The 22,820-nt window shown below is 43.7% G+C and carries 29 protein-coding genes and 1 tRNA gene; all 30 read right to left on the bottom strand.

The genetic code is table 11. From position 1 onward, the window contains the following. Nucleotide 1: 1 nt before the first annotated feature. A complete protein-coding gene (aroC, locus tag AC58P7_RS04355; RefSeq protein ID WP_497340209.1) occupies nt 2–1,165 on the bottom strand; it encodes a chorismate synthase in 1,164 nt (387 codons plus the stop codon). A 264-nt stretch (nt 1,166–1,429) separates the two neighbouring features. After that, complete coding sequence (locus tag AC58P7_RS04350; RefSeq protein ID WP_497340207.1) at nt 1,430–1,594, bottom strand: hypothetical protein; 165 nt, start codon at nt 1,592–1,594, stop codon at nt 1,430–1,432. 92 nt (nt 1,595–1,686) lie between these two features. Then, a complete protein-coding gene (locus AC58P7_RS04345; RefSeq protein WP_497340205.1) occupies nt 1,687–2,469 on the bottom strand; it encodes a CheR family methyltransferase in 783 nt (260 codons plus the stop codon). A gap of 126 nt (nt 2,470–2,595) precedes the next feature. Continuing rightward, nucleotides 2,596–3,039 (bottom strand): nucleoside-diphosphate kinase, encoded by a 444-nt coding sequence (gene ndk / locus AC58P7_RS04340; protein WP_497340203.1) that lies wholly within the window; start codon nt 3,037–3,039, stop codon nt 2,596–2,598. A 67-nt stretch (nt 3,040–3,106) separates the two neighbouring features. Next, on the bottom strand, nt 3,107–4,084 hold the full coding sequence (locus tag AC58P7_RS04335) for a polyprenyl synthetase family protein (protein ID WP_497340201.1): 978 nt from the start codon (nt 4,082–4,084) through the stop codon (nt 3,107–3,109). After that, nucleotides 4,081–4,944 (bottom strand): menaquinone biosynthetic enzyme MqnA/MqnD family protein, encoded by an 864-nt coding sequence (locus tag AC58P7_RS04330; RefSeq protein WP_497340199.1) that lies wholly within the window; start codon nt 4,942–4,944, stop codon nt 4,081–4,083. The genes AC58P7_RS04335 and AC58P7_RS04330 overlap by 4 nt, the downstream gene beginning before the upstream one ends. Further along, on the bottom strand, nt 4,925–5,539 hold the full coding sequence (locus AC58P7_RS04325) for a UbiX family flavin prenyltransferase (RefSeq protein WP_497340197.1): 615 nt from the start codon (nt 5,537–5,539) through the stop codon (nt 4,925–4,927). The genes AC58P7_RS04330 and AC58P7_RS04325 overlap by 20 nt, the downstream gene beginning before the upstream one ends. Beyond that, nucleotides 5,536–6,411 (bottom strand): UbiA-like polyprenyltransferase, encoded by an 876-nt coding sequence (locus AC58P7_RS04320; RefSeq protein WP_497340195.1) that lies wholly within the window; start codon nt 6,409–6,411, stop codon nt 5,536–5,538. Before AC58P7_RS04320 ends, AC58P7_RS04325 begins: the two co-directional genes overlap by 4 nt. 7 nt (nt 6,412–6,418) lie before the next feature. Continuing rightward, on the bottom strand, nt 6,419–7,174 hold the full coding sequence (locus AC58P7_RS04315; protein WP_497340193.1) for a demethylmenaquinone methyltransferase: 756 nt from the start codon (nt 7,172–7,174) through the stop codon (nt 6,419–6,421). Nucleotides 7,175–7,187: 13 nt separating this feature from the next. Then, complete coding sequence (locus AC58P7_RS04310) at nt 7,188–8,054, bottom strand: heptaprenyl diphosphate synthase component 1 (protein WP_497340191.1); 867 nt, start codon at nt 8,052–8,054, stop codon at nt 7,188–7,190. A 99-nt stretch (nt 8,055–8,153) separates the two neighbouring features. Then, a complete protein-coding gene (locus tag AC58P7_RS04305) occupies nt 8,154–8,687 on the bottom strand; it encodes a hypothetical protein (RefSeq protein WP_497340189.1) in 534 nt (177 codons plus the stop codon). Between the two features lie 119 nt (nt 8,688–8,806). Beyond that, nucleotides 8,807–9,067, bottom strand: a complete 261-nt coding sequence (mtrB, locus tag AC58P7_RS04300; RefSeq protein ID WP_497340187.1) for a trp RNA-binding attenuation protein MtrB — start codon at nt 9,065–9,067, stop codon at nt 8,807–8,809. 76 nt (nt 9,068–9,143) lie between these two features. Beyond that, nucleotides 9,144–10,070, bottom strand: coding sequence for a phosphatase PAP2 family protein (locus AC58P7_RS04295; protein WP_497340185.1), 927 nt, complete (start codon nt 10,068–10,070; stop codon nt 9,144–9,146). Between the two features lie 111 nt (nt 10,071–10,181). Then, nucleotides 10,182–10,255 (bottom strand) — tRNA-Pro (locus AC58P7_RS04290). A gap of 168 nt (nt 10,256–10,423) precedes the next feature. Then, nucleotides 10,424–10,696 carry an HU family DNA-binding protein gene (locus tag AC58P7_RS04285; protein WP_056614405.1) on the bottom strand — a complete coding sequence of 91 codons (273 nt, stop codon included), beginning with the start codon at nt 10,694–10,696 and terminating at the stop codon, nt 10,424–10,426. Nucleotides 10,697–10,943: 247 nt separating this feature from the next. Continuing rightward, complete coding sequence (gene spoIVA / locus AC58P7_RS04280; protein WP_056614411.1) at nt 10,944–12,422, bottom strand: stage IV sporulation protein A; 1,479 nt, start codon at nt 12,420–12,422, stop codon at nt 10,944–10,946. A gap of 250 nt (nt 12,423–12,672) precedes the next feature. Next, nucleotides 12,673–13,416 carry a YphF family lipoprotein gene (locus AC58P7_RS04275; RefSeq protein ID WP_497340183.1) on the bottom strand — a complete coding sequence of 248 codons (744 nt, stop codon included), beginning with the start codon at nt 13,414–13,416 and terminating at the stop codon, nt 12,673–12,675. A 21-nt stretch (nt 13,417–13,437) separates the two neighbouring features. Continuing rightward, the gene (locus AC58P7_RS04270; protein WP_497340181.1) at nt 13,438–13,788 is read right to left on the bottom strand and encodes a 2Fe-2S iron-sulfur cluster-binding protein; all 351 of its coding nucleotides are present in this window, start codon (nt 13,786–13,788) and stop codon (nt 13,438–13,440) included. 33 nt (nt 13,789–13,821) lie between these two features. Then, on the bottom strand, nt 13,822–14,412 hold the full coding sequence (locus AC58P7_RS04265) for a nucleotidyltransferase domain-containing protein (protein WP_497340179.1): 591 nt from the start codon (nt 14,410–14,412) through the stop codon (nt 13,822–13,824). 27 nt (nt 14,413–14,439) lie between these two features. Then, nucleotides 14,440–14,733, bottom strand: a complete 294-nt coding sequence (locus tag AC58P7_RS04260) for a 2Fe-2S iron-sulfur cluster-binding protein (RefSeq protein WP_497340177.1) — start codon at nt 14,731–14,733, stop codon at nt 14,440–14,442. Nucleotides 14,734–14,754: 21 nt separating this feature from the next. Then, nucleotides 14,755–14,916, bottom strand: a complete 162-nt coding sequence (locus AC58P7_RS04255) for a DUF2768 family protein (RefSeq protein ID WP_497340891.1) — start codon at nt 14,914–14,916, stop codon at nt 14,755–14,757. Nucleotides 14,917–15,034: 118 nt separating this feature from the next. Continuing rightward, complete coding sequence (locus tag AC58P7_RS04250) at nt 15,035–15,316, bottom strand: stage VI sporulation protein F (RefSeq protein WP_497340175.1); 282 nt, start codon at nt 15,314–15,316, stop codon at nt 15,035–15,037. Nucleotides 15,317–15,415: 99 nt separating this feature from the next. Continuing rightward, entirely contained in the window at nt 15,416–16,438 is a 1,023-nt protein-coding gene (locus AC58P7_RS04245) for an NAD(P)H-dependent glycerol-3-phosphate dehydrogenase (protein ID WP_497340173.1), read from the bottom strand. A gap of 41 nt (nt 16,439–16,479) precedes the next feature. Beyond that, a complete protein-coding gene (gene plsY / locus AC58P7_RS04240; RefSeq protein WP_497340171.1) occupies nt 16,480–17,082 on the bottom strand; it encodes a glycerol-3-phosphate 1-O-acyltransferase PlsY in 603 nt (200 codons plus the stop codon). A gap of 13 nt (nt 17,083–17,095) precedes the next feature. Then, nucleotides 17,096–18,421, bottom strand: a complete 1,326-nt coding sequence (gene der, locus AC58P7_RS04235) for a ribosome biogenesis GTPase Der (protein WP_497340169.1) — start codon at nt 18,419–18,421, stop codon at nt 17,096–17,098. Between the two features lie 129 nt (nt 18,422–18,550). After that, on the bottom strand, nt 18,551–18,730 hold the full coding sequence (locus AC58P7_RS04230) for a capping complex subunit for YIEGIA (RefSeq protein WP_497340168.1): 180 nt from the start codon (nt 18,728–18,730) through the stop codon (nt 18,551–18,553). Nucleotides 18,731–18,737: 7 nt separating this feature from the next. Beyond that, on the bottom strand, nt 18,738–19,658 hold the full coding sequence (locus AC58P7_RS04225) for a YIEGIA family protein (RefSeq protein ID WP_497340166.1): 921 nt from the start codon (nt 19,656–19,658) through the stop codon (nt 18,738–18,740). Beyond that, entirely contained in the window at nt 19,655–20,275 is a 621-nt protein-coding gene (locus AC58P7_RS04220) for a YphA family membrane protein (RefSeq protein WP_497340164.1), read from the bottom strand. Before AC58P7_RS04220 ends, AC58P7_RS04225 begins: the two co-directional genes overlap by 4 nt. 131 nt (nt 20,276–20,406) lie before the next feature. Next, nucleotides 20,407–21,465: a type 2 isopentenyl-diphosphate Delta-isomerase gene (gene fni / locus AC58P7_RS04215; protein WP_497340162.1), complete on the bottom strand. Its 1,059-nt coding sequence runs from the start codon at nt 21,463–21,465 to the stop codon at nt 20,407–20,409. A gap of 31 nt (nt 21,466–21,496) precedes the next feature. Beyond that, nucleotides 21,497–22,807 (bottom strand): 30S ribosomal protein S1, encoded by a 1,311-nt coding sequence (rpsA, locus tag AC58P7_RS04210; protein WP_497340160.1) that lies wholly within the window; start codon nt 22,805–22,807, stop codon nt 21,497–21,499. Nucleotides 22,808–22,820: the final 13 nt, after the last annotated feature.

The raw sequence follows: 22,820 nt of genomic DNA, 5'->3' as shown, positions 1-22,820 counted from the left end.
CTTAGTAGTTCTCCACTTGCTTGAGGAAATTCGCTAGGTTTGCACGGATTTCTTCGATGGAGTCTCCGCCGAATTTATCTAAGAAAGCATTTGCCACTTCCCAAGCGATCACGTTCTCCATGATCACGCCTGCTGCTGGCACCGCACAGGTGTCAGAACGCTCAACCTGCGCAGTAAATACTTCCTTAGTATCAATATCAACACTTTGCAGCGGTTTGTACAAGGTCGAGATTGGCTTCATCACACCGCGAACGATGATCTGCTCGCCTGTAGTCATGCCGCCTTCAAATCCACCAGCACGATTCGTTCTACGTCTAAAGCCAGTTTCTTGCGTATATAAGATTTCATCGTGAACATTAGAGCCTCTGCGCTCTGCTGCTTCGAAGCCGATTCCGAATTCAACACCTTTGAACGCTTGAATGGAAAGTACGGCTTGAGCGATTTTGCCATCCAATTTGCGATCCCATTGCACGTGACTACCTAGACCAACCGGCACGCCTTCGATAATAACTTCAACAATACCACCCAAGGTATCTCCATCTTCTTTGGCAGCGTCGATTGCAGCGATCATTTTCGCTTCTGCTTCTTTATCAACTACGCGCACTGGTGATTCTTCTGTAATGCGAATAAGTTCATCGACAGGAAGCTCTTGACGCTCTACTTCGACATCGCCAATACGGATAACTTGTCCTGCTACTTTGATCCCGAACTCAGCAAGCAATTGACGCGCAACCGCACCTGTCGCTACACGCATCGTTGTTTCACGAGCACTTGATCTCTCCAAAATGTTACGCAGATCTTTTTGATTATATTTAAGGCCACCGTTCAAATCAGCATGTCCAGGACGCGGACGATTGACACGACGTTTGCCTTCATTATCTTCTTCAACGGGTTCAATGCCCATAACCGAAGTCCAGTGCTTCCAGTCATTGTTCACGACAACTAGTGCAATTGGAGCACCTGTTGTTTTGCCGTGACGTACACCGCCTGCAATGGTCGCTGTATCTTTCTCAATTTGCATCCGACGACCACGACCGTAGCCTTTTTGACGTCTATGTAATTGATGGTTTAAATCTTCAAAGTTGAGGGTTACATTACTTGGGAACCCTTCAATAATCGCAGTGAGCTGCGGGCCATGCGTTTCACCAGCTGTTAAATATCTCACAATCCGTTACCCCCTAAGAATTTTACGAAGAAAATCGAACTCCGTATATAAACATAATAGTATGGAAAAACCGAGCATACTTGCTTCGTGAGCCACGATAAAAGCAGCACCACCAAGCACTTTAGCGCTTTGACGCGCGATTATCTGTTGTCATTATAGTATAGCTAATCTGGTTTGGCAACAACACAAATGCAAAAACACGCTTCACACGTCAGGGTCAAACCCTTCCGCGTAAGCGTGTCATCATCTAGATAGGAGCTGGCATTACCCGTGCATAGGCTGCTTGTGGACGACCCTCAGAGGCTCACAAAGCTGAGGATCATTCATTAGACCCGTAATTTGTGAGGAATCGACTCCTAAAATTTGAGCACATTCTTGAATGGAGATCATTCCCCTGCGATAAGCGGTAATCACCTTGCGTTTGTCCATGATAGCCCCCTAAGCGTGTATGCATTGTTCAAAGATTGGCGTTAACCTAACTTTGCTTTGCTACATCTTAGTATTGGAAGATATGGAAGTTCTTATACCCCCTTCTTCCGATAAAAGAAAGTATCCGCCGCCTCCAGGTCATATTGACCAGGTGAGAAAATTTGCTCAGTAGAGCCTACGAACAGTAAACCACCTGGCTTTAAGGCTTTGGCGAATTTCTGATAGAGCACGTGTTTCGCTTCTTCCGTGAAATAGATGATTACATTACGACAAACGATAAGATCGTAACCGCTATCAAATGTATCTACAAGCAAGTTCTGCTTTTGAAATTTAATCGTTTTTTTGAGCTCATCAGCAATGTGATACATGACACCATCTTGTTTAAAATACTTTTTCACGTAAGCAGGCGGCACATCACGCACTGAACGATCCAGATACATGCCTTTACGCGCTTTCTCCAAGGCACCATCATCAATATCCGTGGCGTGCAAGTTCGTCTCATGCAACGCTCCTTGATCGGCCAAAATCATCGCTAAGGTATACGGCTCTTCGCCGGTAGAACATGCTGCACTCCAAATTTTCAGCCTGCGATTGCGTTTCAGCATCTCAGGGATAAATTTCTGCTCCACGAGTTCCCAACGGTTCGGATTTCGCCAGAACTCGGAAACATTAATCGTCATTCGATCCAAAAACTCATAAAATAATTCTTTATCTTTCATCATAGCCTCGAAAAAAGCTACAAACGTATTGTAACCCCGCTTCATCCGCAAGGTAGTTAAGCGTCTCTTCATTTGCGCTTCCTTGTATAGCGCAAGATCAATGGACGTATGTTCCTTTATTTTTTTAATAAATAACAAAAAATCTTGATCCTCCATGCTGTCCACCCACCTTGATCATTTTCTACCCTGATACATTCTGTGTGGATTTACCAAATTCCTTCATAAAGCAACAAAAAAAGAACCTGTATCCGTTCAGATACCAGATTCTCCGTTTAACAAGAATTAGATCCAATCTTGTATGTTTTTCGAATACATAAATATTTCGTCAGACCGAAAGAAATTACTAATTTCACGTTCAGCGCTTTCAGGTGAGTCAGAACCATGAATGAGGTTCAGATGCGTATGTACGGCATAGTCACCGCGAATGGTGCCAGGTGCTGCCTCGAGCGAATTGGTTTTCCCAATCATGGTACGGGATAAAGCAATGACTTGATCGCCATGCCATACCATCGCAAAGACAGGGCCTGATGTAATGAAATTCACGAGTCTCTCGAAAAAATCTTTTCCTTTATGCTCTGCATAATGAATCTCCGCTTGCTCGCGAGAAATAACCGTCAGCTTGCTGCCAATCAATTGGAAACCTTTCTGTTCAAACCGTTTAACAATTTCGCCGACAAGCCCCCGTTGTACGCCATCTGGTTTTACCATTAGAAATGTTTTTTCCATTGAACGACTACCCCCCTAAAAGTTTGTGGAACAAACTTACTTCGTAAGCATAATCTCTGAGTTTTCGTTAATACGATCGATTCCCGATAAAATGAGCGATTTCGATGAGATCCTTCTTCGCTTGAATAGCAGGCAGTTTGTCCAATGACGCTATCGCTTTATCGATATAGGCTTGAGAAAGACGATCAGCCTCCTTGATGCCTGCACTGCCGCGTATCATATCTAGGAATCGACTAACATCCGTTTGTCCATCCAGTTTATGTATTCGATCAAGTTCTGTCAATATCATTGGCTTTAAAGCAGGGTCTTGCATGGTAAGCAACACAGGCAATGTGATATTCCCTTGCTTGACATCACTCCCCGGCGGTTTACCAATTTGCTTTTCGGTCCCAATTAAATCCAGAATATCATCTCTAATTTGGAAGGCCATACCTACATTATAGCCAAAATTATACAATTTAGTGCTGACCCAATCAGGGGCATCCGATGCCATCGCGCCTAATTGGCAGGAAATTGCAATTAATAGTGCGGTTTTGCGCCGAATTCGCAGCAAATACTCGCGAATGGTTTGTTCCGAGTGAAAAAAGAAACGAATTTGTTCCATCTCGCCAATGGACATTTCAACAATCGCTTTAGACATGATCTGATGGACAGCAGGTTTAGGTATCTGAGTAATAACACCTAACGCTTTGGCAAAAATATAATCGCCCGTGAACATCGCAATGCGATTATCCCATTTGGATCGAACCGTTAGTTGACCGCGGCGCGTATTCGCATCATCAATAACATCATCATGCACCAGCGATGCCATATGAATAAGTTCCAGAGGAACAGCTACGTTCTTCATCGTTTGAAGCTCATAGCTGCCAAATTCCCCTGAAAGCAGAACAAAAACGGGTCTAATGCGTTTCCCTCCTGCTTTAAGGAGATGTATGGAGGTATCTCTAAGTACGGAATAATCGCTATTCACGCTCTCTTCAAGCTCTTTTTCAATGGCTGCGATATCTTTTCTCTTCCTTGAATAAATGTCCAATAAGTTTTTCATTCGGTCACCCGTGCCACTTTTTTCTCGTCCCATATCTCAATTTGAACTGGTTTCGGCAGGAAACCTAGCTCGTAACAGTACTTATAATACGTAGTAAGCCCTTCCCACTGTTCAGCTGCAAAATCATAACACAAGGTATGAAAATAATGATTCCAAAATTCAGGTGTGCCCCCTACGGTAGCCTGCGCTTCCTGAATCATGTTCTGCGGTTCTTGATGAGCCTTCTCTTTACTTGCTTTAAATGCTTCGTAAATCGAAGAAACGAGTTCTGGATATATACGAATGGTTTCCTTACGAATGGCCCATACGGCAAATGACATCCATTGCCCTGTCCATTTTGCCCACTCTTGCCCGAGATCCGTTATCATATATGTTTGATTCCGCCAGCTTTCTTTGATTGCATCGTCCCCAATGAGAAGAGCAGCATCTGCTCCCTTCATCATTTGGTCTAAGCTGGGTTTCGCATATTCATACGTTGGTTTACCATCATAAAATTTCTCTAGAATGATTTTAAGCAAATTTACGGACGTTGCTGAAGTCGTTGGCAAAATAATCTTCCCATTGACGATTTCACGCAGCGGCTTGTCATGGAAAAGCAAGATCGAATTGACTTCGCCATAAGAGCTAACCGAAAGATCTGGGAAAAGCATATAATCCTCAAAATATTGTCCATATGAAAAAGATGAAATGGGACCCATATCGATCTCGCCTGCTGCCATAGCTTGATTCAGCGATGTGGGTACTTGCTCAATAATATCGACATCAGAACTTTTCATCAGCTCTGGGAAATAATAATAAATCGGCCACACATTTGTATAATTGATCCGACCTATTCGGATTTTAGGGTCTAGGTTGCTCATCGATATCTCCCCATCTACGGTACAAGGAATGTTCAATCTCCATGCTATCCATTACTTTACCTACCAAAAAATCAACCATCTCATCGATTGAGCGCGGACGATTATAGAAGGCTGGCATAGCCGGTATCATTCGCACTCCCATTCTTGTTAGGGTAAGCATATTTTCTAAATGTATGGCATGTAATGGCGTTTCCCTTGGCACCATAATTAGTTTTCTTCCTTCTTTCAGCATGACATCCGCGGTACGCTCTAATAAGTTATCTGAGGAACCATGAGCGATGCCTGATAACGTGCCCATTGAGCATGGAATTACCACCATCCCTTTGGTACGGAAAGAACCGCTTGCGACAGTTGCTCCTATATTCGCAACAGGGTGGTATTCAAAGGAACCTGTCCGTCCCCCAAATTGCTTCTCAAGCATGTCTTGACGTTTGGTGACACTCCAGTCCAGTTCATCTTGCAGGACACGCCAGCCAGCATCCGTAATGATAAGATGCACATCTAAACCAAGATCCAACAACACTTCGCATAATCGCACACCGTATTGAGCTCCACTAGCGCCTGTTATTCCAATGACCCAATTCCCGCTGCTCATGAGTGCTGACTCACAAGTACATCAAGAAGTGTGAAAGAGAACATGACTAAGCTTAATACGCCATTCATCGTGAAGAAAGCCGTGTTTAACTTGGACAAATCTTGAGGAGTAACGAGTCTATGTTCTTTAAACAATAAGATATAAGCGATAATGAGACCAATCAGATACAACCAACTCAAATGCGTAATAAAGAATAGCGAAACTAAACCGATTGCTGTTAATACATGTAGTACCCGCGCAGTAATTAACGACGCTTTAATGCCAAATCGACTTGGAAAGGAGTGTAACCCTTCCTGGCGATCAAAATCGGCATCTTGACAAGCATAAATGAGATCAAAGCCTGCACTCCAGCAAGCTACAGTGAGGAAAAAAATAATAGACGACCATGTGAATTGACCTGTGACGGCAATCCAGCCGCCGAGTGGGGCAAGTCCAAGTGTCAAACCGAGCACGAAATGGCAAGCCCAAGTAAATCTTTTGGTATACGAATAGATCACCAGAAAAAATACGGCAATCGGCAGCAGCTTCATAGACAAGGTGCTTAAATGAGATGTTGCCCAAAAAAGCACAGCAAACGAGATAATGATATAGATAATGACTTGTGGTATTGATATGAGCCCCGCAGGGATTGCTCGATTCACTGTACGTGGATTTCGTTTATCAATCGCTTGATCAATAACACGATTTAAAGCCATCGCTGCGGTTCTTGCCCCTACCATTGCCAGTGTAATCCACCCAATCTGCGCCCAGCTTGGCAAATGACCTTGCAAAACAACAGAGCCGAGAATGGCCCCCATAAAAGCAAATGGCAGTGCGAACACACTATGTTCAAATTTAATCATTTCCAGAAAAATCTTTAGTTTAGTAAACATATGCTAGTTACACTCCTGATTTCGATTTCCCTTTGGTCCCTACATGCAACGCCGCCACGCCACCAAAGAGTGGATAGGCTTGTACCTGATCTAGACCATTTTTAGCGAAAATAGCTGCTAATTGCTTATGATCTGGAAACGTAATTAATGATTCCGGCAACCATTTATATTGTTCATATTTTTTCACAATTAACTTACCGAGAAACGGCATGACATGTCGGAAATATACATAGTAAATGGATTTGAATGGCTGCCACGTTGGTTTCGATAACTCCAAAGACACAACTAGTCCTCCGGGCTTAACGACGCGTTGCATTTCTCGTATGACCTGCTCTAGATCGGGAACATTACGTAGGGCAAACCCGATTGTGGCAAAGTCAAAAGAATTGTCGTCAAACGGAAGACTCATCGCATTTCCTTGAATAAGCTGGATCTGCTGATCTAATTGCAATTGATTAATTTTCACTGCACCAAAATCTAGCATATTCTGACTAAAATCCAGTCCCACCATTTTGCCAGTCCCACTAGCTTGAGCTAAGCTAATCGTCCAGTCGCAGGTACCGCAGCACAAGTCAATCGCCGTATCCCCTGGTTGTACATTCATCTTCTTCATTGCAAATTTACGCCATGTTTTGTGCCTATTAAAGCTAATGATATTATTCATTAAGTCATATTTGGGAGCAATGCTTTCGAACACGCCATGTACGAATTCTTCCTTGCTTTTCCCTTTTTTGTTCTCACTATTTGTTTTACTTAAACTCATCGCCACGGTCCCCTTAAATTTCTTCCAACACTTTGGGCTGCACGCCAGCAATCCGTAAAAAGTGCTCTCCCATGTGAAAGAGTTCACTTTGTAGCTTATCGGATTCAAGCCTCTTTACACTGTCCTGCAATTGCTTCGTTTGCGCATTGAGCAACTGATATAGTTGAGAAGAGATGTTATATTTATGTAAAAGCGTACGAACTTTCGTCGTATCGGCTTCTTCACCTTGTAACTGCTTCCGCTCATCTCTTGTCCCATGCTGGTTAATATGCCAATATCCCCAACTGCCTCTGAACTGAGCGATTGACTCCATGCTGAAGATTTCATCGAATAGGAGTTCACATCTCACAAAGCCTCTCAGAATATCAGGCCACACCTGTTTGTAGGTTTCTGACATGGCATCAGAGAAAGACAAAAACAGCTGAGATTTAATTTCCACCGTGTGGTGAATGTAATCTTCTGCCGTCAGTTTCAGTTGTTTCATTTTCATATAGCTGCTCATCTTCAAACGATTCACTTCACAAATGGCATTCGATAGCTGCTTGATCATATCAATTTGTCCAGTTTGGGCAAGGAGATGATAAAATCTGGCACTAAAATAGTCCCCTGCAAGCACTTTAAGCTGTCGTGATCTTGATGCCTTTTTCTCTTTGAGGTCATTCGACGCTGTCACAAGATCATGGGTATCAAGTCCTAACTGCACAAGCGCAGTTGCTAACGTAAACAATTCACTTAATGAACTCCCTTTATTATCTCCATTCAAGAATGCAAACAACAGACGAGTGCGCAACTCGGGAAAATCAGGCAAGTCTGTGTGAATTTGGATCATATCATACTCAGTGTACTGCTTAGCGATCTCAGGGATCCGATAAGAATTCATGCAAAAGCCTCCGTAACCGTATGCCACATCTCTATTTATGAACTTCAATGTCTCAATCCAAATTATTATAGCATAACCCGTTAATAGAAGCACAATTAATTATAGTGGATATTTTTGCTGCCATTTGGAGGTGTAAGTGATGCGAAATCGGTTCTGCAACTCCTGTTCCAACTGAATCAAGCTAAGGTCAGATGGTTTCTTCTCCATATCTTTGCCAAACTCACGCTGGGCAACCATCGCGAGGACGAGCTGGGTTGAGGTAGTTTCTGCCCCACCCGAATAATCAATGATACGTATCCAAACTTGGTCGACGTTTTTTGTTTTAACTAGCATTGTCTGCGCAATTGTATACAAATCGCGATACACTGCTATCGTTTCCGCGTTTTTGGGCAAACTTAAATCGAGTGATAGGCGCGATGAGCTTAATTCCACTTTTCGTATTCGCAGCTGCAGTGGAATTTGTACGAGAAGATCTGCTAAGTTATTTTCCGTAAGTTGTCCACCGTGATTATTGGACCACGTATAGTCAGAACCGATCCCCGAGGAAAGATCCATTTTCGGCAGCATAGATAGACTGATGGCTACAACGACCGAAACTCCTAGCGTGATTACAATGCGCATTGACCATTTCACATTCAACACCTCCTAAGCATATGCAGGAGCCAAATAACCCAAAGGTTATCCAATGTAACAAGTCCTATACACCATTGTACAAATAAAAAAAGCAGGCTATGCCTGCTTTCGTCAATTATCTATTCTTCTTCTGTATCGATTGTGCCAAACTTGGTCATAATCAAAGCCTTGCCTCTGACCTTAACCGCGGACGTATGCTCCGTGAACTGTGCAATCATCACTTCACCTTTGTCCAGTTTCTCTGTATGATGAAATCGTGTATCTTGCCCACGTGTTAAACCAATCACATGAACGCCATTATCTTTCGCTTTAATCACGAAATACTCATTACCGTTCGAGCTCGATTGATTAGACTGATTCGTTTTATTCGATTGTTCCATATCCATCCTCCGTTCTTCCCAATCCTCATCCCATAATCTAATGATGCCAAAAAAAGTAACCGGAAGTCAACATATGCTAGATGGAAAATTCACCAGAAGCTGATTTAGAGCGTTTCCGATAAAATTGTTTGAATTTCGCTGGCAAGGCATGTGTAGAGCCTAAGCGGATGATGAGATCCGTTAGTTTTACTGTACCATAAGCAAATAGCATACCCGCGAAAACATCAATCAGCCAATGAATTTGCAAATATAAGGTTGAGAAAATAATCGCAGAACAGTACGTGACCATCATATATTTGAAGATTTGATCCTTTTCTCTCAAAGCGAGAAGCAGCATCGCAAATGAAATGGAGGTGTGCATACTAGGAAAGCAATTCATAACCGCCACTAGTAAGGAATTCTCATCCGCAAAGACACGATGCAATAAATCAGGTTGTTTATTTACATACCAAACTTCATGAAGCAGGATGATATTATAAAAAGGCAGGATCAGCGGGAATTGCAGCATATGACCAGATAGCGCATAGGATAACATTTTTTTGATACTGCGCGTCCAGAAACTTCGAACAATACAAATCCAAAGTGATAGTACAAAGCCATAATTGTAAACCCACACCATCACTCTATCCAGAAATGGGGTCGCGATCCATCTCGCCCATCCTCCCGTGTTTAGCGGTATGGCGTTCATATAGCTATCCCAATGCCACGGATGTCGATTGTTTTCAAACATCCAGTTCGCAATTTTCCACCAAATTCCGTTCCCCGTCCCATAAAAATAATAAAAAATACCCAAAAGCGGAATACCTATCAAAAAAAAGCGCTTCCAATCCACATCTATCTGATCCTTGCGAACCCCTAATAAACAGATAAGCAGCAGAATCCAACATTCTTTACTCCAGTTCCCTACCGTACCAATTCGCCAGATTAAGTAGATCGATGCGATAATTCCGAACATTGTCCAATCCTGTGACTTCACAAGCTCTTTCAGTTTCAACTTATTCAAATCTGTTCCCCCTACGCCTTCCAAAAAAAAAAGTTCTGTCTAATCTGGAAAATTAAATACTTCAATTTCTTCAATAGAAAAAGACATCGAGCACCGATGTCTTCTTCGTAATCGGAGTAACACGATTCGAACGTGCGACCTCACCCACCCCAAGGGTGCGCGCTACCAGGCTGCGCCATACCCCGTCATTCCCCGTTTACAGCCAAAAAAATTACGCATACACTTTTGTAATTATATTAGGAGAATTTCAAATTGTAAAGCCATTTTCAGGCAAAACAAATAAAGCCGTTACCCGCAATTAGCGGCCACGGCTTTATAATTATGTAACGTTCAATCCTATGTATAAATACAAATTATTGAATGCCATCTTTAAGTGCTTTACCAGGTTTGAAAGCTGGGATTTTGCTTGCTGGGATATCAATTTCTCCACCAGTCTGTGGATTGCGTCCTTTACGAGCAGAACGTTCACGAACTTCGAAGTTACCAAATCCAACCAATTGCACTTTATCTCCACCTTGCAATGCTTCAGAAATTGCATCAAAAACAGCATCTACTGCTTTCGTTGCATCTTTCTTGGAAAGCTCAGAGGTTTCCGCAACTTTGTTGATCAGTTCAGATTTATTCATGCCATTCACCTCCCCCCAAGATTTCTCACTTCCGTTACTTCCTGTTTTCACCGTTTTCCCAGAAATTATACATAAACAGCTGAAAAATCGTTGATTTTCTAAGCAAAATGAACTTTGAAAGCAGACGAATAAATTCATAGTAATACACTCGGGGAGCAATTTCAAGTATCTATTTCCATTTTATGTGGGACTTTCTGCTATAAATCGACAAAAACCACTCTTTGGAGTGGTTTTTGTCCTCATATTATTACAAAATGATGGCGATTAAGCCGCCTGAGCCTTCATTAATAATCCGACCAAGCGTTTCTTGGAGTTTGTATCTTGCATTATCAGGCATTTGAGCCAGCTTGCCTTGAATGCCTTCTCGAACAATCGAGTGCAGCGATCTGCCGAAAATATCTGACTCCCAAATCTTCAGTGGATTATCTTCGAAATCCTGCATTAAATAGCGGACAAGCTCTTCGCTTTGCTTCTCAGTGCCAATGATCGGCGAGAATTCCGATTCGACATCTACACGGATCATATGGATGGAAGGCGCTGTAGCCCTTAAGCGAACACCGAATCTGGAGCCTTGACGGATTAACTCTGGCTCATCTAACGCCATCTCCGCTAACGTTGGAGGCGCTATACCGTAGCCCGTTGTTTTGACCATCTCAAGCGCTTCAGCGAATTGATCATATTCCCGCTTCGCATGCGTGAAATCCTGCATGAGTTGGAGGAGATGATCCTTCCCACGAATTTCTACGCCCACGACCTCGACGAGAATCCGGTCATAGAGCTCATCAGGTGCAAACAGATCAATTTCCGCCACACCCTGCCCCATATTCAACCCTGCTAATGCAGCCTTGTCAATAAACTCATATTCAGCAAATTGACTGACAACACGATCAACATCACGTAAGCGCCTGATATCCTGTACTGTATCGCGAACGGATGCTTCAAACTGTGTACGCAGCCAATGATTCTCATCCAGAACCATAACCCAGCTAGGCAAGTTCACATTCACTTCATGAACAGGGAACTCATACAGGACTTCACGAAGCACGGAGACCATTTCTTCTTCCCCTGCACTAGCTACACTCATTGTTACAACAGGTACATCATAGCGGCTTTGCAGCTCGCTACGCAGCTCGAGTGCTGGCTCACTGTTCGGTTTCTGAGAGTTAATGATTACAATGAACGGTTTCCCGACTTCTTTGAGTTCATTTATGACTCTTTCTTCTGCTAACACATAGGAAGACCGCGGGATATCCGAAATCGTGCCATCCGTTGTAACAACGACACCCAATGTGGAATGCTCCTGAATGACTTTCCGAGTTCCGATTTCAGCCGCTTCTTGGAAAGGAATCGGCTCATCAAACCATGGAGTATTGATCATCCGAGGTCCGTTCTCGTCTTCATAGCCTTTGGCGCCATCGACTGCGTATCCTACACAATCAACAAGGCGAACGTTCACGTTCAGCCCTTCGGCCACAGAAATTTGAACCGCCGTATTCGGTACGAATTTCGGCTCCGTTGTCATAATCGTGCGGCCAGCAGCGCTCTGCGGGAGTTCATCGGTAGCCCGGATCCTATCCGCTTCGCTTTGAATGTTCGGAAGCACTACAGATTCCACAAAACGCTTAATAAAGGTTGATTTCCCTGTCCGGACTGCGCCGACAACCCCCAGGTAAATGTCCCCTCCCGTTCGTTCTGCAATGTCCTTAAAGATATCCACTTTCTCCAAGAGAATCCCTCCTACAGTTTGGTCGTCAACTGACGCTAGTGACGGTAACAATTGACTACTCGTACATTCATTTGGACTAGTAAAAATATATGTACTTTCGATAGAAATATGATAGATGCGTTCCAACTTTTTTTCGCTCATATTTTATGAAGCACATACGGCTTTCGAAAGAATATATGATGAGTCGGTTCCGCTTATTCTATAAAGACAAAAAAACCTCTTACACGTATGTAAGAGGTTTGCTTTATGGCTAATTTTGAGGCAAGGGTTGATTATCTTTCCACGTATATGAAACGCTGCGAATCGGCACGAAATAGGATTTATCTACGAGAATCTGCCTTAAATCTTGATCTGGCTTTAACGAGTTTCCTAAAGCGTTGTTCTGAATAAACGTGTTGATATCCATGGCATAATCAATGGCTACTTCTCCCGTTTGCTTATTCAGTATATACGTGATCGCATTTTTTCGATTATAGACAGATTTGATATCGGGTTCTTTCATCCCTAGCAGCTTGAAATCAACATAAGCAAAAGCTTCATTCTGCGAAATCCCCTGTGGCATGTTCCCTCCATGCTTCGCAATGTAATCATTCACTTTCTTCTGAACATCTTCCACACTTTGATAGGCGGATAAGTCCATCAGTTTCACGACTGGCTTCGTTTCTGCATCCACAAGTACATAGATGAACACCCCGCCGCTCTCGAAAGCATTTGCAGGCACAGCGCTAAGCAGATTCGTTTTTTTCAGTTTAGGAAAATCGATCACATACTTCTCATAGAGAGGCGTTGTCATTTCGCTATTTTTGATGGGGAGCACGCCTGTTTTCTCGTGAAAGGTATCTACAGCCTGTTGAACGACTGTAATAAATTCAGCAGGATTGATTTGATTCTCTTTCCTTAGTTCTTGCGGGTAGGCACAGCCTGTAAGCAAAATAACCAAGATGAGCGCCAGAAGCATGCTTCTACCTTGGGTTCGTCTTCGTTTTATTTTCACAATCCAATCATCCTATCCTGTCTAAAATGAAAAATCGTCGTCTTCCTCTTGTCTAGCAAGTTGAGCACGAATAGCTGCCTTTAAGGGATCTTCGGGAATCGATACCAGCACAGCACCAGTTACACGCGCTTGACAAGCTAATCGAATTCCCTCATCCGCTTGGGATCCTAGCTTTAAACGTTCATTAATAGTCATAGGCGCGAGACCACTTTGATCGTTGACCTTTACTTTGCACATTAAACAGGCTGCCTTCGCACCACAACGTGTCCGGATATGGACCTTGGCTCTGTTTCCTGCATCCAATAAAGTGGTGCCAGGTCTTACTTTAATTTTTTTATCATCTGGCAAAAAATGCACGTCAAAAACACTCATTATCGTCACCTTCTTATTGGGCTTTTTATCTGATTATCGGCTCCAATCTAGCAATTCCTTCATTTTCGCATGAAATTCATGACCCCAATAATTTCGGTTCATCAAATCTGTCAACGCGGGCATATGTCTGTCAGGCTGAGCTTGCATCTTACTGAGAATCGGTTCATAGCGATCCGGGCGATTTCGAAGGACATTAAAGAGGAACTCATGTGCCAGCGGCATCAGAGGAATCTCATGATCTTCAATCGTTGCAGGAGAATGGTAGTTTTCCCACAGGTATTCAACCTCCACTTGATACAACGATGAAAGAGCCTTAACTTTAAAATCGCCTACAACTTCAACCGCTTGACCGTCAATTCGATAATGACTCAGCATGGAAGCATAGATCGGCGTCTCACTTAATTCAGGCGTATCAATCGCGAAAGGCTGTAACAACGTATGTACCGTTTGGACATCCTTATGATCTATATAAATATCCAAATCTCTTGGACTTCTACCTATATCAACATTGTGCATCAGAAGTCCACAGCTTCCACCAATCAGCCATCGAACATTATGAGCTTGCTGCTGTAACCGTGTATGAATAATCGAAATCGACGGGAGTAGAGGCTCCAACAGTTTCATCATGCCCACACCTTTCCCACCGAAAATTTAGAAATAAGGCTTATGCGTAACGGAAATCGTTCCAACTTGTTTTACCGCACACTGACAAGCTAAACGATACCCTTGCTCGAGTTCTTCAGGCTCCAGACGATCTTCTTCAGCCTCTGACGGCTCGGATAACAAGGCTCGCCCTTCAGCCACGTAACAACGGCATCTTGCACAAGTCCCTCTAGTACAAGAAAATCCCCAATCAACATCCGCCTTCAATGCATGATCCAGAAGGGTTAATCCCGTTTCCGGTGTAAGTTGTACTTGTGTTTTGCGTGTTTTCATTTCTAACATGATGATTTCCCCTCCGGTCTGTTAAAACAAAGAAGATAACATAAATAGTAAAATTGGAATAAACATTAAAAAGGCAATAAAAGATAACACGCCTCGCCATAAACCGGTCGTTCTTGTTCGTGCATATGAGATTAAAAATGATGCAACAACCATTAGTCCCATAGCTACAAATGAGGCCCACATTTTGTCTAAAGGTGACATTTGATAAACTCCTTATGTAAAATCATTGAAATGAAACACATGTAAGTATAGCACAGAATGTGAAAAAAGCATAAAGGGGAAGAGCTCCCCTTCATGCTTCTTATTTCTTCCCCATCATCATGCTCATTAACTGCTGCATGTTGTTCGTGTCAAGTTTGCTACTTTTTACGGCTTGAACGATATCATTAATAGTTTCTTCCGATACCTTGATGTTAACTAAACCAGAAACTTGTTTAATGAGAGCTCTTAATTGCACTTCGCTCTGCATCGTAGAAGGTTTCACACCACTTGCAATTTTTTCGATATCTTTAGATGTAACAGATTTACCCGTCTTCTTCTTGACCACACTCAATACGTCCTTCGACATATCTTTATTCGCCAATTGTGCCGCCTCCTATACCCTAATCTGATGAGAAATGCTGATAGGGTATAATATGAATGCGGAGAAGATCTGGTGTAGGCTATCTCCATACTTTTGTTATCAGGTCAGTGGCAATTCTTCCATTTCGTGTGTTCGGACACGTCCCATTAGATCCCGCGCTGCAAGCTGCGGTGATTTTCCTTCGAATAATACATTATGTAATTCATTTGTAATCGGCATGGTGACGTCGAATCGACGTGCCAAGTCATATGCTGCTTTCGTCGTTTTCACGCCTTCTACAACCATGCCCATCTCTTTAAGTACTTCGTCTAATGGAATACCCTTGGCCAATTTATTACCTGCTCGCCAATTACGACTATGTTTACTTGTACATGTGGCAATTAAATCACCAATTCCGGCTAGCCCAGCAAAGGTTAGCGGGTTTGCCCCCATTGCCGTACCTAGACGTGTAATTTCCGCTAGACCGCGCGTAACCAGCGCTGCTTTGGCATTATCACCAAAATCCAGCCCATCCGTAAGTCCAGCGCCAAGCCCAATGATATTCTTCAGCGCTCCGCCAACCTCAACGCCTGTGACATCTGGATTCGTATACACACGGAAATAATTAGTTATGAGTAAATCCTGCGCAGCCTCCGCAGCTTTCAAGTCCTGTGCAGCTACAACGACCGTAGTAGGCATTTTACGAATGACTTCTTCCGCGTGACTTGGGCCTGATAAGACGACAAATCGCTTTGCATCATGCTCTGGCAGCTCGTCAGCAAGCACTTCGGTCATTCGCTTCAGCGTCCCCGTTTCAAAACCTTTGGTCGCATGGATAACAAGCGCATCCTTCTTCAAAAAAGGGCGTATACGTGAAGCAACGTCACGCATGCCTGAAGATGGAACCACCATGATGATCGCATCAGCTTCTTGCACCGCATCCTGCAAAGAATTAGTTGCGACGATCGAAGAAGAAAGCAATTCATCCCCCAGAAAGCGACTATTCGTATGCTTTTCGTTAATTTCCAATACCTGTTCTTCATTCCGGGACCATAGAAGTACATCTTTCCCATTATCCGCCAATACCGAGGCGAGTGCCGTCCCCCAACTTCCAGCTACAAGGACCGATACTTTTTGTGTCACGGTTTCCCCTCCTATGCATAGATGTGTTTAGAGCACTTTCGTTAGGCTCTTTTCTGGCCTAGCTTGTTTTCTTTCCCTTGAATAAGCTTCACAATGTTCGTTCGGTGACGTAAAAAGGCAAATGCACATAGCAAGATACTTATCCACAAAATAGGTAAAGGCCGGTCCAACCCCCAAATAAGAAAAGGTAAGAGTACTGTAAGAATAAGGGAGCCGAGCGAAACGAATCGTGTGATGGCTATGATGACGATTGCTGTTAAGCCAGCGATTAACGTGGGAAGAAAGCAAAGTGTGGCCATAACGCCAATGGTCGTTGCAATTCCTTTTCCACCCCGGAAGCCAAAATATACAGGCCAATTATGCCCTACAATGGCGGCTAAGCCACACAAAACACGGATCCATATATCATCAGATCCTGGTGCAGCCCAAACCCCCAGTAAGACTGCTGCGACACCTTTCAAGGCATCCAGCAGCAGGACGAGGATTGCGGGCCCCTTCCCCAGGACGCGGAGCGTATTCGTTGCCCCAGCGTTCCCACTGCCGTGCTTGCGGATATCAATTCCCTTAAACCATTTTCCGAATAAATAACTAAAGCTTATGGATCCTAGTAAATAGCCCACTACAATTGTTATTATCGAAAGCAATGTGCAACATCTCCTATTCTTTGTCCGAAGTTTTTCTACGGCTCAAGATGCGAATGGGCGTTCCTTCAAAACCAAAGGCAGCACGGATTTTGTTATCCAAATAACGTTCATACGAGAAATGCATGAGCTCAGGCTCATTGACGAAAAGTACAAAAACTGGAGGCTTAACGGCCACCTGCGTGACATAGTTAATTCGCAGACGTTTACCTTTATCTGTTGGCGGCGGATTATATGCAACAGCATCCGAGACAACGTCGTTAAGAAGATGTGTTTGAACACGCAGTGCATGATTTTCTGCCACTTGAACGATGACAGGCAGCAATTTATGAAGGCGCTGCGTCGTTTTGGCAGATACAAACACAATCGGCGCATAGCTCAAGAACAAGAAATGATCTCGGATTGTGGTCGTGAAATGCTGCATCGTTTTATCATCTTTCTCCACGATATCCCATTTATTTACGACAATCACAATGGCTTTCCCTGCTTCATGTGCATAACCTGCGATGTGTTTATCTTGATCAATAATGCCTTCTTGACCGTCAATTACGACGAGAACGACGTCTGCACGTTCAATGGCCTTCATAGCACGCATGACACTATACTTCTCTGTGTTCTCGTAGACTTTGCCACGTTTACGCATTCCCGCGGTATCGATAATAACGAACTTCTGTCCATCTCGTTCAAAAGGTGTATCGATCGCATCCCGGGTTGTTCCAGCAACGTCACTCACGATAACTCGCTCTTCGCCAAGAATCGCGTTCGTCATGGAGGATTTCCCTACGTTCGGACGGCCAATCAGCGCGAATTTCACAACCTCATCGCCATACTCATCATCTGTTTTATCCGGAAACAAATTACAAACAACTTCAAGTAGATCACCAATTCCAATCCCGTGCGAACCGGAAATCCCAACTGGATCACCAAAACCAAGGGAATAGAACTCATAAATGTCATCTTGCCGCGCTAAATTGTCCACTTTGTTTACAGCCAAAACCACCGGTTTCTTGGAACGGAACAATAACTGCGCTACTTCTTCATCCGACGGTGTAACACCCGCCTTCGCATCAACCATGAACACGATGACATCCGCTTCTTCGATCGCAAGTTCAGCTTGTACACGAACAGATTTGAGGATCGCGTCTTCACCATCAATTTCAATACCGCCGGTATCAATTACGCTGAAAGACGTATTCAGCCATTCACCTACACCATATAAACGATCCCGTGTGACACCTGGTTTATCTTCTACAATCGCCATGCGATCGCCTACGATTCGATTAAAAATGGTGGACTTGCCGACATTCGGTCGGCCTACAATTGCAAGTACGGGTCTAGCCAATTTACATCACTCCTTCGAATTCCATGATCAGACATGGAAAATTACGCAACTTACATCATAACAAAAAAGACACGCCTTGGCTAATCTCTTTTGAGACTTCACCAATTTAAGCGCTCTTCTAGGGGAAATTCAGGAATGTTTAACCAGAATCATTGTGCCATTTTTCAAATCATGTGCATTCGCATCTAATATTTTCTCCAATGAGAATGCAGTTCTCTGCAATTCATTTTCGCCATCAACCACAAAGATTGGGGCACCGCCGGCAATACGATCTTTCGACAATGTCACGATAGCAAGAATTTGCGACATTAGGGCATTACCCCTCCTTCTTTTTATTCACACCAGCTTCAGAAGGCATACGTACCGCACTTTCGAGGACAGGCACACGATGAAGCGCTGTGAAAGTTTTCTCTTTTTCATTTTCCTGCAAAAGAAGGAGCAGTCCAATCGTACCCGAATCCATGTCCAATTTAGCCATAGGGCGCAAGGAAGGCTCTCCCTCATCTCGGTACACACCAAATAAAGTAGACATATCATACATGATCGCTTGTCGCTGACCTACATGGGAAATCGTTACTCGTGCATTGCGATTTTTAGGTTTAATCAGAAAACCTTGACCGTACTTCATTATTTTTTCACGTGTATCAACAAGCCCAACATTCATGATATAAATAGAGCCAACGGAGACATCTGGTCCGTCCATACGAATTTCCACCGGTTCAATATCAGCGATATCACCTAATTGATTGCCCGATTTGAAAAAGTTTGCTAGCCAAATTGATATTGTACCCGCAGCTATTCCCCAGTACCAAGCGAATAAGATGCTAAATAAGGAGGCCACAAATGCCGTCATAATGACCAAATAATTACGACCCTCGAAAACCATCGCAATCCCTTCAATATAAGCAGCGCCTCGGGGTACTAATTCTAATTCATCTACTTTGGTTAAGCTCTGTCTCTCCATATTGCGCACATCTCTAAATTGCTGAGCGGCTAGCGAAAGAAACGTAACCGCTGTATAGTTTTTCTCCAAGAGCGCAGGAACGGCTACAGCCCCAAGCCCGGCTGCGATAACGCCAAGCGAGATATGAATGATTTTACCATGCGGATATGTCGGATATTGCCGATAATCTGTTCGCAGCATATTAATCCGCGACAATATACCAAAAATTACACCAACGACAATCCCAATCGTATACCTATGCGAATGAAACCAATCCATAGCCATAGCTTTCATCTGCCCCCCTTACGGTCTAACCAACTTCTCAGGATTGTACGACACCCACTATACGCAGCTTGTATCATGATCGTTACTGTTCTCGCAGTGAAGACGGACAGCCACCATTGATCTTGAAAAGAGGCCATGCCGAGTTGATGAAATCCATCCACCTCATGAATACCAGCTTGATACATATCACCGAGCAGGTATCCGATCGAAAGCGCTGCAATTTGCTCCCATGCATTACGCTGTAGAACTACCGCTACGATAGCAAGCAACAAAGCCGTCTGCCATTCAGAGTTTCGAATAATCAGAATAGGGTCCATCTCGAGAAGTTGCTGAAATAAAAAGTGGAGCGAGCCAATTAAAAGACCGATGGAAAGCAGATGAAGCTTATGTATAAAGCCCTTTGTAACATAAAGAATACAAAATGAAAGCGTAAGTACAACCACATAGACAAGCTGGATATGCACGTTTTGTATGGTTACGGAAATTCTCGTTCCGACAAGCCATGAGACAAAAAAAAGAAGCATGCCCTTATGCGATATACTTCTGACGTACAGTTCCTTCCAACCGCTAGCGAGTAAGATTAACGTGATGCAAAGGAGAATAAGCGACAAATAACCGGCATTCATAATCAAACCACCCTAGCCTGCGTAGCCTTCGATAACTTCCTCACATCATCGGTCGGTTAGCGGATCTTCAGGCCCCCCTCCATATAATCATAAGGGAGATCTGCCTGATCCTTAGTATGGCAATATTTTGATTATTTACTCCAAGTGCTTCTCGCTGCGTATGAAGTTATGTCAATGTCTCTTGCACGGCACCATTCTGCGGTATCCCCAACGATGACCAGTGGGCATTGTGTTAAGCCTTGAATGGAATTGGCGCCTAGTGCGGTCATGATTAAAATGAGTCCTTGATGAAGCTCTTCCGCATAAGCGTGTAGGGCTTCTACGCCGTCCGTACGCAATACTTTGAGAAACGCTCCCGCCATACCGACCGCAGAAGCTCCTAAGGTTAACGCTTTAGCAGCCTCCAAAGCGTTGGTAATACCACCTGACGCGATGACAGAACCCCATGGATACACTGAAAGCGCCTCTAACAAAGTGATGCTCGTAGGCGTACCCCAATCGTTCAGCCAATCAAGTGAAGCCGAACGCCTTGCATTCTCAATCGCTGCGAAATTCGTGCCTCCTGAGCCTCCTACATCAATGACTTGAACGCCAATATCCTGCAATTGCTTAGCGTTATCACGTAAAATGCCAAAGCCGACCTCTTTTACGATCACAGGTACAGGCACATGACGAACAATACTTTCAATGCGTCCTAGCATTCCTATGAAACTGCGATCGCCTTCCGGCATGATGAGCTCTTGCATCACATTCAAATGAATTTGAAGCGCATTCGCTTCGATCATATCTATCGCGCGAAGCGCTTGATCTGTTGTTGCCTCGCTCCCCAAATTAGCGAATATGATGCCATTTGGATTTTCGTGTCGTACGATTTGGTAGCTTGATGCCACTTCGCTATTTTTAATAGCAGACATCTGGGAGCCAACAGCCATTGGCAAGCCTTTCTCCCTGGCGAGAATGGCCAATTCGCGATTAATGCTCGCTGTCTCATGAGCGCCGCCGGTCATTGCATTAATTAAAATCGGCGAACTCATAATGAGATCGCCGATTGTTGTGGTTAAAGCAATATGATCCGTCGATGTCTCAGGAAGACAGTTATGCACAAGCTTGACGTCCCCCAGCCCTTGCTGACGGGTTTGACCAAGCTCCAGCGCGTAATGGACATGCTCCATCTTGCGTGAGATGCGCATTCCTATACCCTCCTAGAAGTTGGATCTATTCTTATTTTTTGAATTTAGCTAGTTTATCTCCAAAACGCTCACCAAGTGTCATGGACAAACCTTGGTTGCTAAGGGAAACATTTTCGTTGCCAGCAATTTCTTTTTGATGACTTGCACTGTTCCCACGGTCACGATCGCCACGTGGTTGTCTTTCTCTATCTGGTTTACCAGCCGCAGGAGCCGCTGCACCTGCAGGCGCTTCAGGAGCATCTTCTGTATCTTTAATGCTCAAGCTAACGCGTTTCTCAGCCAAGTTGATTTCCAAGATTTTCACTTGTACTTCTTGACCTTCTTTCAATACTTCATGCGGAGTACCGATGTGACGGTGTGCGATTTGTGAAATATGCACAAGGCCTTCAACACCAGGAGCCACTTCAACGAACGCACCGAAAGCTGCAAGACGCTTAACTGTTCCAGTTACGATATCACCAGCTTTGAAATCACGCTCAACATTTGACCAAGGGCCATCTTGTGTAGCTTTGATACTCAAGCTGATTTTGTCATTAGACGGATCCAATTTAAGGATTTGCACCTTAACTTTGTCTCCTTCTTTAACTACATCAGAAGCTTGTTCTACATGGTGCCAAGCAAGCTCGGAAATGTGAACGAGCCCGTCAATACCACCGATATCAATGAATGCACCGAATTGTGTCAAGCGTTGAACTGTACCATCCAGTACTTGACCAACTTGAAGTCCTCCGATGATATTCTTTTTGTTTGCTTCGAACTCTTCATCCAAAACATCTTTTTGAGAAAGGATAACTTTGTTTTTCTCGCGATCGATTTCTTTCACACGAAGACGCAATGTACGACCTTTATACGCGGAGAAATCTTCAACGAATTGACGCTCAACCATGGATGCAGGTACGAAACCACGAACACCGATATCCACTACAAGTCCGCCTTTAACAACTTCAGCTACTGCAGCTTCGATAATTTCTTTGCTTTCCAGTTGACCTTGAAGTGTTTCCCAAGCTTTCTCATTGTCCACGACACGTTTAGACAATACCAACGTTTCTTTCGCATCGTTAATGGAAACGATCTTTAATTCAACTTCTTGACCAAGTTCAACCGCTTGCGCAGCATCATTCAAGCTTACGGATGAAAGCTCACGAACCGGGATGACACCATCGTATTTGTAACCGATATCCACGAAAGCTTGATCAGCGTCTACTTTAACGATTTTGCCTTTAACTGTAGCGCCTTTCTTCAGCACAGCAACATTATTAAGCGCATGCTCTGCTTCTGCTTGTGAAACGGCTGTTTCTTGAGCTTCCTGTGATTGATCTTCAACTTTTACTTCATCTGACATGAGATTAGCCTCC

This window comes from Paenibacillus sp. J22FR5 (assembly GCF_059691975.1).
The sequence above is the reverse complement of the archived record's forward strand: the minus strand, read 5'-3'. Positions and strand labels throughout refer to the sequence as shown.

Excerpts from the sequence above, each read along its gene's own strand:
- AC58P7_RS04285 (WP_056614405.1), bottom strand. The coding sequence starts at position 10,696 with ATGAATAAATCTGAACTGATCAACAAAGTTGCGGAAACCTCTGAGCTT.
- AC58P7_RS04270 (WP_497340181.1), bottom strand. The coding sequence starts at position 13,788 with ATGAGTGTTTTTGACGTGCATTTTTTGCCAGATGATAAAAAAATTAAA.
- fni (WP_497340162.1), bottom strand. The coding sequence starts at position 21,465 with ATGCGCATCTCACGCAAGATGGAGCATGTCCATTACGCGCTGGAGCTT.
- AC58P7_RS04230 (WP_497340168.1), bottom strand. The coding sequence starts at position 18,730 with ATGTCGCAAATTCTTGCTATCGTGACATTGTCGAAAGATCGTATTGCC.
- AC58P7_RS04220 (WP_497340164.1), bottom strand. The coding sequence starts at position 20,275 with ATGAATGCCGGTTATTTGTCGCTTATTCTCCTTTGCATCACGTTAATC.
- AC58P7_RS04310 (WP_497340191.1), bottom strand. The coding sequence starts at position 8,054 with ATGAATTCTTATCGGATCCCTGAGATCGCTAAGCAGTACACTGAGTAT.
- ndk (WP_497340203.1), bottom strand. The coding sequence starts at position 3,039 with ATGGAAAAAACATTTCTAATGGTAAAACCAGATGGCGTACAACGGGGG.
- AC58P7_RS04330 (WP_497340199.1), bottom strand. The coding sequence starts at position 4,944 with ATGAGCAACCTAGACCCTAAAATCCGAATAGGTCGGATCAATTATACA.
- AC58P7_RS04260 (WP_497340177.1), bottom strand. The coding sequence starts at position 14,733 with ATGTTAGAAATGAAAACACGCAAAACACAAGTACAACTTACACCGGAA.
- AC58P7_RS04320 (WP_497340195.1), bottom strand. The coding sequence starts at position 6,411 with ATGTTTACTAAACTAAAGATTTTTCTGGAAATGATTAAATTTGAACAT.
- mtrB (WP_497340187.1), bottom strand. The coding sequence starts at position 9,067 with ATGGAACAATCGAATAAAACGAATCAGTCTAATCAATCGAGCTCGAAC.
- AC58P7_RS04325 (WP_497340197.1), bottom strand. The coding sequence starts at position 5,539 with ATGAGCAGCGGGAATTGGGTCATTGGAATAACAGGCGCTAGTGGAGCT.
- AC58P7_RS04315 (WP_497340193.1), bottom strand. The coding sequence starts at position 7,174 with ATGAGTTTAAGTAAAACAAATAGTGAGAACAAAAAAGGGAAAAGCAAG.
- AC58P7_RS04255 (WP_497340891.1), bottom strand. The coding sequence starts at position 14,916 with ATGTGGGCCTCATTTGTAGCTATGGGACTAATGGTTGTTGCATCATTT.
- AC58P7_RS04265 (WP_497340179.1), bottom strand. The coding sequence starts at position 14,412 with ATGAAACTGTTGGAGCCTCTACTCCCGTCGATTTCGATTATTCATACA.
- AC58P7_RS04225 (WP_497340166.1), bottom strand. The coding sequence starts at position 19,658 with ATGAAAGCTATGGCTATGGATTGGTTTCATTCGCATAGGTATACGATT.
- AC58P7_RS04335 (WP_497340201.1), bottom strand. The coding sequence starts at position 4,084 with ATGAAAAACTTATTGGACATTTATTCAAGGAAGAGAAAAGATATCGCA.
- AC58P7_RS04345 (WP_497340205.1), bottom strand. The coding sequence starts at position 2,469 with ATGGAGGATCAAGATTTTTTGTTATTTATTAAAAAAATAAAGGAACAT.
- AC58P7_RS04350 (WP_497340207.1), bottom strand. The coding sequence starts at position 1,594 with ATGGACAAACGCAAGGTGATTACCGCTTATCGCAGGGGAATGATCTCC.
- rpsA (WP_497340160.1), bottom strand. The coding sequence starts at position 22,807 with ATGTCAGATGAAGTAAAAGTTGAAGATCAATCACAGGAAGCTCAAGAA.